The 14,109-nt window shown below is 71.8% G+C and carries 12 protein-coding genes; 6 read left to right on the plus strand and 6 right to left on the minus strand.

All coding sequences use genetic code 11. The features are described from left to right. Nucleotides 1-207: 207 nt before the first annotated feature. The 3 genes from ACFYP4_RS04635 to ACFYP4_RS04645 all read left to right on the plus strand — a co-directional run bounded on the left by ACFYP4_RS04635 (nt 208) and on the right by ACFYP4_RS04645 (nt 3,794). On the plus strand, nt 208-870 hold the full coding sequence (locus tag ACFYP4_RS04635) for a DUF3105 domain-containing protein (RefSeq protein ID WP_358851622.1): 663 nt from the start codon (nt 208-210) through the stop codon (nt 868-870). After that, a complete protein-coding gene (locus tag ACFYP4_RS04640; protein ID WP_388782823.1) occupies nt 867-1,499 on the plus strand; it encodes a DUF305 domain-containing protein in 633 nt (210 codons plus the stop codon). Before ACFYP4_RS04635 ends, ACFYP4_RS04640 begins: the two co-directional genes overlap by 4 nt. A 354-nt stretch (nt 1,500-1,853) precedes the next feature. Continuing rightward, entirely contained in the window at nt 1,854-3,794 is a 1,941-nt protein-coding gene (locus ACFYP4_RS04645; RefSeq protein WP_388782826.1) for a protease pro-enzyme activation domain-containing protein, read from the plus strand. Nucleotides 3,795-3,878: 84 nt separating this feature from the next. Here the strand turns inward: ACFYP4_RS04645 and ACFYP4_RS04650 are convergent, their stop codons facing one another. The 6 genes from ACFYP4_RS04650 to ACFYP4_RS04675 form a co-directional block, all read right to left on the minus strand. Further along, the gene (locus tag ACFYP4_RS04650; protein ID WP_388782829.1) at nt 3,879-4,742 is read right to left on the minus strand and encodes an alpha/beta fold hydrolase; all 864 of its coding nucleotides are present in this window, start codon (nt 4,740-4,742) and stop codon (nt 3,879-3,881) included. Beyond that, nucleotides 4,739-5,467, minus strand: a complete 729-nt coding sequence (locus ACFYP4_RS04655; RefSeq protein ID WP_388783809.1) for a DUF998 domain-containing protein — start codon at nt 5,465-5,467, stop codon at nt 4,739-4,741. Before ACFYP4_RS04655 ends, ACFYP4_RS04650 begins: the two co-directional genes overlap by 4 nt. Before the next feature lie 574 nt (nt 5,468-6,041). Then, nucleotides 6,042-7,271, minus strand: coding sequence for an MFS transporter (locus tag ACFYP4_RS04660; RefSeq protein ID WP_358851618.1), 1,230 nt, complete (start codon nt 7,269-7,271; stop codon nt 6,042-6,044). 149 nt (nt 7,272-7,420) lie between these two features. Beyond that, nucleotides 7,421-8,458, minus strand: a complete 1,038-nt coding sequence (locus ACFYP4_RS04665) for an endonuclease/exonuclease/phosphatase family protein (protein ID WP_358851617.1) — start codon at nt 8,456-8,458, stop codon at nt 7,421-7,423. Nucleotides 8,459-8,679: 221 nt separating this feature from the next. Beyond that, a complete protein-coding gene (locus tag ACFYP4_RS04670; protein ID WP_358851616.1) occupies nt 8,680-9,303 on the minus strand; it encodes a TetR/AcrR family transcriptional regulator in 624 nt (207 codons plus the stop codon). Nucleotides 9,304-9,370: 67 nt separating this feature from the next. After that, nucleotides 9,371-10,960: an MFS transporter gene (locus ACFYP4_RS04675; RefSeq protein WP_358851615.1), complete on the minus strand. Its 1,590-nt coding sequence runs from the start codon at nt 10,958-10,960 to the stop codon at nt 9,371-9,373. 222 nt (nt 10,961-11,182) lie between these two features. On the opposite strand from ACFYP4_RS04675, the gene panB reads away from it, so the two are divergent. The 3 genes from panB (at nt 11,183) to ACFYP4_RS04690 (ending at nt 14,096) form a co-directional block, all read left to right on the plus strand. After that, nucleotides 11,183-12,064, plus strand: a complete 882-nt coding sequence (gene panB / locus ACFYP4_RS04680) for a 3-methyl-2-oxobutanoate hydroxymethyltransferase (protein WP_358851614.1) — start codon at nt 11,183-11,185, stop codon at nt 12,062-12,064. 131 nt (nt 12,065-12,195) lie between these two features. Continuing rightward, nucleotides 12,196-13,224, plus strand: coding sequence for an ATP-binding cassette domain-containing protein (locus ACFYP4_RS04685; RefSeq protein ID WP_358851613.1), 1,029 nt, complete (start codon nt 12,196-12,198; stop codon nt 13,222-13,224). After that, nucleotides 13,221-14,096 (plus strand): ABC transporter permease, encoded by an 876-nt coding sequence (locus ACFYP4_RS04690; protein WP_358851612.1) that lies wholly within the window; start codon nt 13,221-13,223, stop codon nt 14,094-14,096. The genes ACFYP4_RS04685 and ACFYP4_RS04690 overlap by 4 nt, the downstream gene beginning before the upstream one ends. Nucleotides 14,097-14,109 lie beyond the last annotated feature (13 nt).

The following is a 14,109-nucleotide window of genomic DNA, read 5'->3' on the forward strand; positions in this document are numbered from 1 at the left end:
TACGGACGGTGCACTGCGCTGCTGCCCATACTGCCTGCTCATCCGGGTCCGGCGATACCGAGGAACGGGCCCGGTCCGCATCCGGCGGCGGCGGCACCGGAGCACCTCCGGACATTCCCGGGACCTGCACTCCGTACCCCGCCCGCATTCCCACTACGATCAGCAAACCCGACCGTCCCACATCCGCCAGCCCCCGAAGGACTCGCCATGGGTTCCGCCAAGAACAGCACCAACGCCTCGCGCAAGGAGCGGATAGAGGAGATGCGCCGCGCCGAGCGTTCCCGCGAGCGCCGCAGCCGGATCCTCACCATCGGTGCGAGCGTGCTCATCGTCGCGGGTCTCGCCGTGGGCGGGACGTACCTCATCACCTCGCAGTCCGACAAGGACGGCTCCAGCGACTCGAAGGGGACGTCGGGGCACTTCGTCACCGGCAAGGACGGGGTGAAGACCTGGAAGGGCACCCTCGGCCGCACCCACGTCACGAAGACGGTGAAGTACCCGATGGAGCCCCCGGTCGGCGGCGACCACAACCAGGTGTGGATGAACTGCAACGGCGACGTCTACACCAAGGCGATCGGCAACATGAACGCCGTGCACTCGCTGGAGCACGGCGCGGTCTGGGTGACGTACAACGCCAAGGCACCGGAAGCCGACGTGAAGGCGCTCGCGGCGAAGGTCAAGAAGACCCCGTACACGCTGATGAGCCCCGTCGAGGACCAGAAGGACCCGATCATGCTCAGCGCCTGGGGCAAGCAGCGCACGGTCAAGGGCGCGAGCGACCCGAACGTCGAGAAGTTCTTCGCGGAGTACGTGCAGGGCAAGCAGACGCCCGAGCCGGGGGCCGCCTGCACCAACGGACTGGCGAAGTGAGCGGTACGAAGCGGACGGGCTGGATCGCGGGGGCCGCGGCAGCCGCGCTCGTCACCGCCGGGGCGATCACGTACGCGGTCGCGGACGGCGGCGACCCGGGCACGAGCACGCCCGTCGCGGAATCCGCCGACGCGGGCTTCGCGCGGGACATGGCCGTGCACCACCAGCAGGCCGTCGAGATGTCGTACATCGTGCGCGACCGCACCGAGGACGAGGAGGTGCGGCGCCTCGCGTACGACATCGCGCAGACCCAGGCCAACCAGCGCGGCATGCTGCTGGGCTGGCTCGACCTGTGGGAGCTGCCGAAGGTCTCCGCCGACCCGCCCATGACGTGGATGGACATGGGCGGCATGGCCTCCGGCAAGGACGGCGCGCTGATGCCGGGGATGGCGACCAACGCCGAGATGGACGGCCTCCGCGAGAAGAGCGGCAAGGACGCCGAGGTCACCTACCTGCGGCTGATGTACGCCCACCACGCGGGCGGTGTGCACATGGCCCAGGGCTGCGCGCGGAAGTGCGAGGTCGGCGTCGAACGGCGGCTCGCCAAGGGCATGGTCGCGGGGCAGCGGTCCGAGATGGATCTCATCTCCGGCATGCTGAAGGAGCGCGGCTCCGCCCCGCCGGCCTGACGGGACCTGCCGGGTCCAACGGATTTCACGGACCCACCGGACCGATCAGGCGCACCGGCCGGGCTCCGGACCCGCCGGACCACCGGCGCGTCGAACCGACCGGTGCCGGACTCCGTGCAGACGGGACCGACCGGACTCCCGTGCGGAATGCGGCACATGACGGGCATGGCGCCCAATTCCCTTACGCATACGGTTCCTTGGGGGCTTCTTGGCCCCCGCATTCCCCTGGCATGAACGCTTCGTCGCGAGAGTGACCACTGCGTGATCCACTCCCTTGTGCCGCCTTGCCGCACAGGGATCCACGCAGTCACGAACCGGCCACTACATGCGACGAACCGCATCGCAGGGGGTTTCATGAGATCCAACCGCGCCACAGCGCGCGCCGGAGTGAGCCTGGCAGCGACACTGCCGCTCCTCGCCGGTGCGCTGGCGCTCGGCATACCCGCGGCCCGGGCCGCGGACGGCCCGGCCCGCGACACCCTCACCGGCACCAAGCCCGCCTGGGCCACGGCCGCGGCGGACAAGGGAGCCGCCGCCGACGGCTCCCGGGTGTCCGCCCGGGTCTACCTCGCCGGCCGGGACGCCTCCGGTCTGGCCGCGTACGCCAGGGCCGTGTCCGACCCCGCATCGGCCTCGTACGGCAGGTACCTGAGCGCCGGTCGGGCGCAGGCGCGCTTCGGCGCGACGAAGGCACAGGTGGCCGGGGTGACCTCCTGGCTGAGGTCGGCGGGCCTCGAAGTCACCGGCACGACACGGCACTACGTCTCGGTGACGGGTGACGTGGCCGCCACCGAAAAGGCCTTCGGCACACAGCTGCACAACTACGCCAAGGGCGGGAAGACCTACCGCGCGCCGACCCGGACGGCCTCCGCGCCGGCGGCACTGAACGGCGCCGTGCTGACCGTCACCGGTCTGGACAGCGCCCCGCACAAGGCCACCCACCAGGACCAACTCCCGCCGCCGGACGCCGTGTTCCGCAACGCCGGACCGTTCTCCTCGTACCACGGCTCGAACATCGCGAGCACGCTGCCGTCCGCGTACGGCAAGAAGATCCCGTACGCCGTCAAGGGGTACACCGGCAAGCAGCTGCGCGCCGCCTACGGGGCCGGCCCGCGGACCGGAAAGGGGGTGCGGGTCGCCATCACCGACGCGTACGCCTCGCCGACCATCGCCTTCGACGCGGCCACCTACGCGAAGAAGCACGGTGACGCCAAGTACCGCGGCAGCCAGCTGCGTCAGGTGCTGCCGGGGACCTACACGAAGACCGAGGAGTGCGGGGCCTCGGGCTGGTACGGCGAGGAGACCCTCGACGTCGAGGCCGTGCACGCGGTCGCGCCCGGCGCGGACATCACGTACGTCGGTGCCGCCTCCTGCTACGACGACGATCTGCTCGACTCACTGAACAGAATCGTCGACGGGCACCTGGCCGACCTCGTCTCCAACTCGTGGGGCGACATCGAGGCCAACGAGACGCCGGACATCGCGGCCGCCTACGACCAGGTGTTCCAGTTCGGCGCGGTCGAGGGCATCGGCTTCTACTTCTCCTCGGGCGACAACGGCGACGAGGTCGCCAACACCGGCACGAAGCAGGTCGACACCCCGGCCAATTCGGCCTGGGTGACGGCCGTCGGCGGTACCTCGTTGGCGGTCGGCAAGCACGACACGTACCTCTTCGAGACCGGCTGGGGCACCGAGAAGGCGAACCTGTCGGCCGACGGCAGGAGCTGGACGGGCTTCCCCGGCACGTTCACCTCGGGCGCGGGCGGCGGCACCAGCCGGACCGTGTCGCAGCCCTTCTACCAGAAGAGCGTCGTGCCGAGCGCACTCGCCGAGGCGAACGGGACGACCGCCATGCGGACCGTGCCGGACATCGCGGCGATCGCCGACCCCAACACCGGCTTCAGGGTCGGCCAGACGCAGACCTTCCCGGACGGGTCGCAGCAGTACGACGAGTACCGGATCGGCGGCACCTCGCTCGCCGCGCCGGTGATCGCGGCCGTCCAGGCCCTCGCCCAGGAGGCGCGCGGCGGCAAGCCCATCGGCTTCGCCAACCCGTCGATCTACGCGAAGTACGGCTCGAAGGTGTACCACGACGTGACGGACCGCCCGACGGGGTCCCGGCTCGCCGTGGCACGCGTGGACTTCGCCAACGGCTACGACGCGTCGGAGGGGTTGCTCACCTCCGTCCGCAGCCTCGGCAAGGACAGCTCCCTCAAGGCCGTGAAGGGGTACGACGACGTCACCGGCGTCGGCTCGCCCGCCGCCGGGTACGTCGACTCGTACCGGTCGCGCTGACGCGCCGTCACCATGCGCGGCGCCCGCTCCTCCTGGGGGGCGGGCGTCGCCGTGTCGGGTGGGATCAACTGGTTCGCTCTGCTCTCAGGTGGGTCCGGTGGCCAGTACCGCGGCCGCGACGTCCTCGGGGCGGTCGAGCATGAGGAAGTGTCCGGAGGGGCCGCGCGTGACGCGGAACGTGGCGTCCAGCCGTGCGGCCAGGGCCCGTTGCCGGGTCACCCAGCGTCCGGAGCGGGCCGCGAGGACGGTGCCGGGTGCCGCGGCGGCGGCCAGGACCGTGACCGGGGCGGCCGGGAGCGGCGAGCGCCGCCGCAGGGCCGCCAGTTCAACCGCCTCGTCGCGGTAGGTGGCGTTCTCGGCCAGGACCGCGTGCAGCGAGCGGCTGGTGGAGTACGCGCTCCTGACCAGGTCGTACGGGGCGGGGTCGCCGGCCGCCGCGCGTCCGGCTCGCACCACCGCGCTCCGCAGCGCGGGGCCGAGGGCCCGCGGCAGGCCCACCGTGGCGAGCAGCGTGCCGCACGCGCGCGTGCACGCGTCGCGCGCGGCACGCGCCCTGCGGGGGCCCGGCGTCTCCTCGACAGCGGCGTCGAGCAGGACCAGGCCCGCCGTACGGGCCGGGTGGAGCCGGGCGAACGCCTCCGCGTGGAAGCCCGCGAGGGAGTGTCCGGCGACGGTCACCGGGGCGTCGAACCCGAGCGCGTCCAGGACCCGCGCGATACGCCGCGCCTCTGCGGTCAGCGTGGGCCACGTGCGCGCGGGTCCGCTGAGCCCCAGTCCGGGGCGGTCGAACCGTACGACCGTGCGGTGCGGGGCGAGCAGGGGCACGACCGGATCCCAGTCGAACCAGGCCAGTCCGAGGCCCGCGCTCAGGACGCAGACAGGCCCGTCTCCGTCCACCCGGACGTGGTGGGGTACGCCTTCGACGCGCACGAAGCGCACGCACGTCATCGCCCCGCCCGTCCCGTCTCCGGGACAAGCCGCCGGGCGCGGGGCACGGCCTGGGCCTGCGGGGCGGGCCGGGCGAGCGAAACCCCGAGGACCCCCAGCCACACCGCGATCAGGCCCAACTGGGCACGCTGGGCGAGCCCGAGCGACCAGTCGGCGTGGTCCGCCTCCAGCGCGGCGACGGCGGCCAGGGTCCAGACCGTCGCCACCAGTTCGAGGGCGACGAGGGGCGGGCCGAGGCGGGCGAGGGGCGAGGGTGCGGGTTCGGGTGCGGGTTCGGGTTCGGGTGTGGGTGCGGCGCGGGGGGCCGCATGGCGGGCCGCCCGGGTGAGGGCCGCCATGGCCGCGAGCGCGCAGCACAGGGCGAGCGCGCTGCTCATGGTGTGCGCCAGGTGGGTCACCGGTACGAGTCCCGCGTGCTCCCGCTCGGCGCAGCGGCGGTCCACGGTCGCCGCGCAGCTCAGGGGCAGGCGTGAGTCGACCGCGGTGGCCGCGCCGAAGAGCAACAGGGCCGTCCAGCCGGCGGTCGCCCAGCGGCTGGGGCGCGGCAGCCGCAGCAGCGCCCAGAGGCCGCCGGCCCACAGGAGGGTCCCGGCGACCAGGTCCGTCGTCCGGAACAGTCCGCCTCGGGGCTGGTCCTGCGCGGCCAGCTCACTGACGTAGGTCCGCGTCGGCGCCAGGCCGGTCGGCAGGACGGCCTCCAGCGCCCACGCGGTGTACGTGAGCATGCCCAGCACGACGAGCAGGGCGACGGCGCGGCGGTCCCTTCGGCCCGGGCGGTCCGGGAGGCCCCGGTGGTGCGGGATGCCCCGGTGGTCCCGGTGGCCCCGGTGGTCCCGGCGGGACGGGGGTGGCGGGGGTGGCGGCGTCGTCATGGGGCACATGATCGACGCGTCGGGAGCGGTGTGCACGTCGGCCGGGGTACGCGGGCGGTGGTTTCGGGGGCGGGGACGGGGCGGTGCATCCGCCTGTCGCAGATCGGGCACAGAGGTCCGCCGGAAGGTCCCCGCCGGTTACGTGCCCGGTCTGCGACAGGCATCTGATGTACCGCCCCGTCCCCTCTCCCCGGACGGCGGCTGCGGGTCTCGTTCCGGGAGAGGTTGCGGGAATGGTCCCCCGCCGTCTCATGGGCGGGAGCTTCCCCGGACCGTCCGACGCCGGCTGCGGGCCTCGTTCCGGGAAAGGTTCCGAGAAAGGTCCCTTGCCGTTTCACGGGCGGCAGCTTCCCCGGACCGTCCGACGGCGGCTACGGGCCTCGTTCCGGGAAAGGTTGCGGGCTCCTCGGCGACAGCTTCCCCGGGGTCAGCGGTGGGCCGATTCCCGGTGCTGGGGGACGTGCGCCGCGATCAGCCGGCCCGTACCCGGACCGTCCGCCGGAACCAGGGCGCGTCGCCGGTCGACGGCGTACGCCACCCCCGCGACCCCCAGACCCAGCACCGCGAGCACCGCCCCCGCCACCGCGGGCGACGTCGCTCCGAAGCCCGCCGCCAGGGCGAGCCCCCCGATCCAGGCGCCGCCGGCGTTGGCCAGGTTGAAGGCCGCCTGGTTGGCGGAGGACGCCAGGGAGGGGGCCGCGGAGGCCTTCTCCATGACCATCAGCTGAAGCGGCGAACCCGTGACGAACGCGGCCGTGCCGAGGAGGGTGACCCCGACAGCGGCGCTCCACTGCGCGGTCATGAGGACCGGGAACAGCGCCAGGACGGCGGCCAGGGACACCAGACCGCCGAAGAGGGTCCCCCTGAGGGAGTGGTCGGCGAGGCGCCCGCCCAGCAGGTTGCCCGCCGTCGCGCCGACACCGAAGAGGGCGAGCAGGAGGGTGACACTTCCGTCGGCGTACCCGGCGGCGTCCGTCAGCATCGGCGTGATGTAGCTGTACGCGGAGAACAGGGCGCCGAAGCCGGCGACCGTGGTGCCCAGCGCGAGCCAGACGGGCAGCGAACCCAGGGCGGCCAGCTCGCCGCGCAGGCCGCCGGCCGGGGCGTGGGCGTGGTCGCGGGGAATGAGGAGGGCGAGCGCGGCTATCGCGGCCACGCCGATCACGCTCACGCCCAGGAACGTGGCACGCCAGCCGAGGTGCTGTCCCATGAGCGTGGCGACGGGCACACCGGCGATGTTGGCCACGGTCAGGCCGAGGAACATGAGCGAGACGGAGCGCGCCTTGCGCTCGGGTGCGACCAGGCTCGTGGCGACGACCGCGCCGACCCCGAAGAAGGCGCCGTGCGGCAGGCCGCTGAGGAAGCGGGCCGCCAGGAGCCAGTGGTGGTCGGGGGCGAACGCGGACAGCGCGTTGCCGACCACGAACAGGCCCATCAGCGCGATCAGGACCTTCCGGCGGGACATCCGGGAGGTCACGGCGGCCAGCAGCGGGGCTCCGATGACGACACCCAGGGCGTACGAGGAGACCAGGTGGCCGGCGGTGGGGATCGAGACGTGCAGGTCGTCGGCGACGTCGGGCAGCAGGCCCATCATGACGAACTCGGTGGTACCGATGCCGAAGGCGCCCACGGCGAGGGCGAGCAGGGCCAGGGGCATGAAAAGGGCCTTTCGGAAGAGCGGAGGAGCGCGCTGACGCCGGTGGGGGACGCGTCGGCGCGCAAGGTCGTGCCCGTGCACACCGCTGTGCACGGGCAGCTTAAGTTCAGCTGTGGAACAAACTCTCCCAGGCCCAGTATTCCCCGAGGTTAAGAGGCGGTTGCGTCCACCTTGACGCGCGCGGCGACCGGAAGGTGGTCGCTGCCGGTCTCGGGCAGCGTCCAGGAGGTGACCGGCTCGATGCCCCTGACCATGATCTGGTCGATGCGGGCCATCGGGAACGACGCGGGCCAGCTGAAGCCGAACCCGCTGCCCACGGCGCCCTGGGTGGAACGCATCTGCGCGGTGACCGCGTTCAGCGCGCGGTCGTTCATCGTGCCGTTCAGGTCGCCGAGGAGCACGACCCGCCGCACCGGCTCGTCGGCGATCGCCTCGCCCAGCGCGTCCGCGCTCTTGTCGCGCTGGCGGGCGGTGAACCCGGCCGCCAGTTTCACCCGGACCGAGGGCAGGTGGGCGACGTACACGGCGACCTGCCCGGCCGGCGCCGTCACCGTCGCCCGCATCGCGCGCGTCCAGCCCAGCTTGATGTCCACCGGCCCGGCGTCGCTCAGCGGGTACTTGCTCCACAGCCCGACCGTGCCTTGCACCGAGTGGTAGCGGTACGTCGGCGCGAGCGCCTTCTCGTACACCGGGACCGCCGAGGCCGTCAGCTCCTCCAGGGCCACGACGTCGGCGCCGGAGGCGGCCACGTCGCGCGCGGTGCCGGACGGGTCCGCGTTGTCGGCGTTGACGTTGTGCGTGACGACGGTCAGGTCGCCGCCGCCCCCGGTCCGGTCCGAGAGCAGCCCGCCGAACAGGTTCAGCCAGACGACCGCCGGCAGCAGGACGGCGATCAGCGCGGTCGCCGACCTGCGGACCACCGCGAGGACCAGTAGGACCGGCACGAAGATGCCCAGCCAGGGCAGGAAGGTCTCGGTGAGGCTGCCCAGGTTGCCGATGCTGTTGGGGATCTGCGCGTGCAGCAGCATGACCAGGGCCAGGATCAGCGCGAGCCCGGCGAGGACCAGGCCGCGCCGCCAGATGCCCCGGTCGCCGCGCCAGCCGTCAGCCAGGCGCCGAAGCGGGGATCCTGGGCGGTCGGGTCCCGAGCCGCCGCTGCCCGTCTCCGTCACATACGCCTGCGCCATACCGTCGCCTCACAACTTGCCGTGCACACCGTCTGTCCCGCGTCTACGACCCTAGGGGATGATCGGTGCTCTTCCCGCCGTCGTATGACGGCCGTACGGGCACGAGGACGAACAACTCGCCGTCCGGAGTTCCGGACCACGGCCTTCTGCCCGGCCACTGTGACGAAACGCGCACATACGGGCAAGTTGTTGCTCGGTGAACTACCGCCTGGGCCACGGGACTACGGCGTCGGCGGCCGCAGTCCCGCGAGCACCGCGTCTACGATCCGCGCGGCGAGGTCGTCGGGCAGGTCGGCGTCGGGCCGCATGAGGGAGCGGACCAGCATGGGCCCGACGACGATGTCGTTCACGAGTTCCACGTCGAGGTCGTCGCGGAGTTCGCCGTTCAGCTGCCCGCGGCGCAGGACCTCGAAGGTGAGCCTGCGGCGCGGTTCGACGACCATGGCGTGGTACGCCGCCCAGATCCGGGGGCTGCTCTTCATCTGGGCGTACACGTTGTGCAGGATCGCCGACGAGCGGTTCAGCAGGCCGCGTTGGCGCAGTCCCTCCACCAGGGCGACGAGGTCGTCGCGCATCGAGGTGCCGGGAAGCACCGGCTCCTGGGGCTCGGCGGCGCGCAGGACGTCGACGAAGAGTTCCTCCTTGCCGCGCCAGCGCCGGTAGATGGTCGCCTTGCCGACTCCCGCGGTACGCGCGACCCGTTCGATGGAGACCTCCCCCAACGGCACGCCGTCCTCGAGGAGTTTCATCACACCCTCGAGGATCGCGCGCTCCACGGCCTCGCTGCGGGGGCGCCCCCGGGACGCGGGTCCCTCCTGCCCTGCTCGGCTGTGCGCGAGGCTCACGTCGACTCCGTTTCTCCGAACCGCTGAAGGTGATTCTCCCCCGAGGCGGGACTCTGCGGACAGGCCCTCAGTGCTCGGCCGTCACCAACTCCGGCTCGCCCTTGCCCTCCTCCTGTGCCGGGGTGCGGCCCGGCAGGAACACGGCGACCACGACGGCGCCGATGAGCGCCACGCCCGCACCGCACAGGGCCGTGACGTGCATGGCGTGCAGGAAGGCGTCGTTGGCGGGACCGACGAGCGCCTCGCCCCGGGGACCGAGTTTCGCGGCGACGCCGAGCGTGGCCTCGATGGACTCGCCCGCGGTGTGCCGCAGGCCGGCCGGGAGCCGGGTGAGGTCGTCCTCGATGCCGTTGCGGTACGCCGTCGAGAGCACGGAGCCGAGCACCGCGATCCCGAGGGCGCCGCCGACCTGGCGGAAGGTGTTGCTGAGCGCGGAGGCGGAGCCCGCCTTCTCGCGCGGCAGGGCCTGCATGATGACGACGCTGGTCGGGGTCATGATGTGCGCCATGCCCGTACCCATGAGGAAGAAGACGACCTCGAGGATCCAGATCGGCGTGTCCGCCTCCAGGGCGGCGAACGCGGCCAGCGTCGCGGCGATGACCAGCAGCCCGGCGGTGCAGGTGGCCCGGTTGCCGAAGCGGTCGACGACCAGCCGGGCGCGGGGCGCGAAGATGAGCTGGGCCGCGGCGAGCGGCAGCATCAGCAGGCCGGTCTGCAGCGGCGAGTAGCCCCGCACGCTCTGGGTGTAGAAGACGGAGAAGAAGGTCACGCCCATCAGCGCGAAGAAGACCAGCGCGATGGCGGAGACGGCGGCCGAGAAGACCTTGTTCCTGAAGTAGGTGACGTCTATCGACGGGTGGTCGATGCGCTTCTCGTACACGACGAAGACCACCAGGACCGCGAGTCCGGCGGCGACGGCGGCGAGCACCTTCGGGTCGGTGAAGTCGGCCGACTGGCCGCCCTCGATGATGCCGAAGACCAGCAGGACGAGTCCGACGACCGACAGGACCACGCCGACCGGGTCGAGCCGGCCCGGGTTCGGGTCGCGGGAGTCGGGGACCAGCCAGATCATCAGGCCCAGCGCGAGCAGCACGATCGGCACGTTGATCAGGAAGACCGAGCCCCACCAGAAGTGGTCGAGGAGGATGCCGCCGGTGATCGGGCCGATGGCGATGGCGAGGCCGACGCCGCCGGCCCAGATGCCGATGGCCTTGGGCTGCTCGTCGCGCTCGAAGACGTTCATGAGGACGGCGAGGGTGGCGGGCATCACGAAGGCGGCGCCGAGGCCCATCACCGCGCGGAACACGATGAGCTGAAGCGGCGAACCGGACTCCGCGGCAAGGGCGGACCCCAGGCCGAAGACGGCGAGACCGGCGAGCAGCATCTTCTTGCGGCCGAGCCGGTCACCGAGCAGGCCCGCGGTGAACAGCAGTCCGGCGAAGACGAGCGTGTAGGCGTTGATGGCCCACTCCAGCTCGCCCTGGGTGGCGCCCAGGCCGGTGGGTGCCGGGGTCGAGATCGTCTTGATCGCGACGTTCAGGATCGAGTTGTCCAGGACGACGATCAGCAGGCTGAGCATGAGCACGCCGAGGATGGCCCAGCGGCGCCGGTGCACCGCCTCGGGCACCCGTCGTTCGGTGGGAGCTGGAGTTGTCATGCCGTCAGCCTAGCGACATTCGATACGGGACCGTCTCGTATCGAATATCCTTTACGGAGAACTTACCAAGAACTTACGTTCCCGGCGGTCTGCGGCCCGGACCGCAGCAGGGAGACACAGGACGCGTCACCCGGTCTGGCCTCCGATGGCACGAGGTGCCACCATGGAGGGGATCCGGGGACGCCGTCAGGGCGCCTCGAGATGACAGAAGGAGCCGTTGCGATGACGCAGCTCTCGGCTGCCCCGAAGCCGGGCCAGGACTCTGGCCCCACGTCCGACAGCAAAGCGCTGTACGGCGGCAAGGGCACTCGCCGCATCACCGTGCGTGACATCACCGCCGCCAAGGAGCGCGGCGAGAAGTGGCCCATGCTCACCGCGTACGACGCGATGACCGCGTCCGTCTTCGACGAGGCCGGCATCCCGGTCATGCTCGTCGGCGACTCGGCGGGCAACTGCCACCTGGGGTACGAGACGACCGTGCCCGTCACCCTCGACGAGATGACCATGCTCTCCGCGGCGGTCGTGCGCGGCACCGGCCGGGCCCTCATCGTCGGCGACCTGCCCTTCGGGTCGTACCAGGAGGGGCCGGTCCAGGCGCTGCGCTCGGCCACCCGCCTCGTCAAGGAAGCCGGGGTCGGCGCCGTGAAGCTGGAGGGCGGCGAGCGCTCGCACCGGCAGATCGAGCTGCTCGTGGAGTCCGGCATCCCGGTCATGGCGCACATCGGCCTGACCCCGCAGTCCGTGAACTCCATGGGGTACCGCGTGCAGGGGCGGGGCGAGGAGGCGGCCCAGCAGCTGCTACGGGACGCCAAGGCGGTTCAGGACGCGGGAGCGTTCGCAGTGGTTCTGGAGCTGGTGCCGGCGGAGCTGGCCGCCGAGGTCACGCGGGTGCTGCACATTCCCACGGTCGGGATCGGCGCGGGCGCCGAGACCGACGCGCAGGTCCTCGTCTGGACCGACATGCTCGGTCTCACCGGGGGCAGGATGCCTCGCTTCGTGAAGCAGTACGCCGATCTGCGGACGGTCATGGGGAACGCGGCGAAGGCGTTCGCCGACGACGTGGTCGGCGGGACGTTCCCCCTGGAGGAGCACTCCGTCCACTGAGCCACTGAGCCACTGCGGCACGAGCGGCCCCGCCGATCTTCCCCCGTCGGCGGGGCTGTGCCATTTCCGCACACGGCCCGCTGTCGGTGATCTGTCGGTGGTTTGTCGGTGGGGGGTGGGAGCTTGGCTCCATGACGCGAATCGACAACAACCCCAGCGACGGCGCCCGGAGCGCCGTCACCGTACGGGGGCTGGTCAAGCACTACGGCGAGACCAGGGCGCTGGACGGCGTGGACCTGGACGTGCGCGAAGGCACCGTCCTCGGTGTGCTCGGTCCCAACGGCGCCGGCAAGACCACCCTCGTCCGCTGCCTGTCCACCCTGGTCACCCCGGACGCCGGGCAGGCCACGGTCGCCGGGTACGACGTGCTGAAGCAGCCCCGGCAGCTGCGCCGGGTGATAGGACTCACCGGCCAGTACGCCTCGGTCGACGAGAAGCTCCCCGGCTGGGAGAACCTGTACATGATCGGGCGGCTGCTCGACCTGCCGCGCAAGGAGGCCCGCCGCCGGGCCGACGAGCTGCTGGAGCGCTTCTCGCTGACCGAGGCGGCCAAGCGCCCCGCGGCCACGTATTCCGGCGGAATGCGCCGCCGGCTCGACCTCGCCGCCTCGATGATCGGCAGCCCGGCCGTGCTCTACCTGGACGAGCCGACGACCGGACTCGACCCGCGCACCCGCAACGAGGTGTGGCAGGAGGTCAAGCGCATGGTCGCCGACGGCGTCACCGTGCTGCTCACCACCCAGTACATGGAGGAGGCCGAGCAGCTGGCGTCCGAGCTGACCGTCATCGACCGGGGCAAGGTCATCGCCAACGGCCGGATCGACGAGCTGAAGGCGCGGGTCGGCGGCCGGACGCTGCGGATCCGCCCGCTGGACCCGCTGCAACTGCGCCCGCTGGCGGCCATGTTCGACGACATGGGACTCACCGGCCTCGCCCCGACGATCGTGGACGGCGAGACCGGCAGCGCGCTGGTCCCGATCCTCAGCGACGAGCAGCTCACCGCCGTGGTCGGCGCGGTCACCGCGCGCGGCATCACGATCAGCTCCATCAGCACCGAACTGCCCAGTCTGGACGAGGTGTTCCTGTCCCTCACCGGCCACAAGGCCAGTGCCCCGCAGGACGAGACCCCCGCCCGCGCCTACGAGGAGGTCTCCGCATGAGTGCCCGCCCGTCGCCCACCGCCACCCTTCCGGAGAGCGGCTCCGCCGCACACCTCCCTGTCGTCGAGGCCCCCCTCGCCGCCACGGGCGACTCCCGTATCTCACCCCGTGCCCACGCGCGGCACATCGGCGCCCTGGTCCGCCGCAACCTGCTGTGGATCCGCCAGGACCCCGAGTCGATGTTCGACGCCGTCCTGATGCCCGTCGTCTTCACCCTGCTGTTCGTGTACGTCTTCGGCGGCTCCATCGGGCAGTCGCTGGGCGGCGGACAGCAGGAGTACGTGCAGTACGTGGTGCCGGGGCTGATGGCCATGATGGGCATGAACATCGCCACGGCCGTCGGCACCGGCTTCAACCAGGACTTCCACACCGGTGTCATGGACCGCTTCCGCACCCTGCCGATCGGCCAGGGCTCCGTGCTCTTCGCCAAGATCGTGGTGGAGCTGATGCGGATGCTCGTGGCGACGACGATCCTGCTGATCGTCGGCGTCCTGGTCGGCTTCGACATCGAGAGCTGGCCGGGTCTGTTCGCGGCCGTCGGACTCGCCACCCTCTTCGGCTCCGCCCTGATGTGGATCTTCCTGGTCCTCGGCGTGACGATGAAGAGCGCGCAGTCCGTACAGGCGATGGGGTTCCTGGTGCTGATGCCGCTGCAGTTCGGCTCGTCGATCTTCTCGCCGACCCAGACCATGCCCGGCTGGCTCCAGGCCTTCACGGACTACAACCCGCTGTCGGCCCTCGCGGACAGCGCGCGGGGCCTGATGGTCGGCGGCCCGGTCGCCCACGACCTGTGGGTGACCCTCGCCTGGACGGCCGGGCTCACGCTGGTGATGGCGCCGGTCGCGATCCACAAGTTCCGGACCAAGAGCTGACGCGCGGCCGGGC

The organism is Streptomyces sp. NPDC005551, assembly GCF_042871785.1.
Taxonomy (GTDB): Bacteria; Actinomycetota; Actinomycetes; order Streptomycetales; family Streptomycetaceae; genus Streptomyces.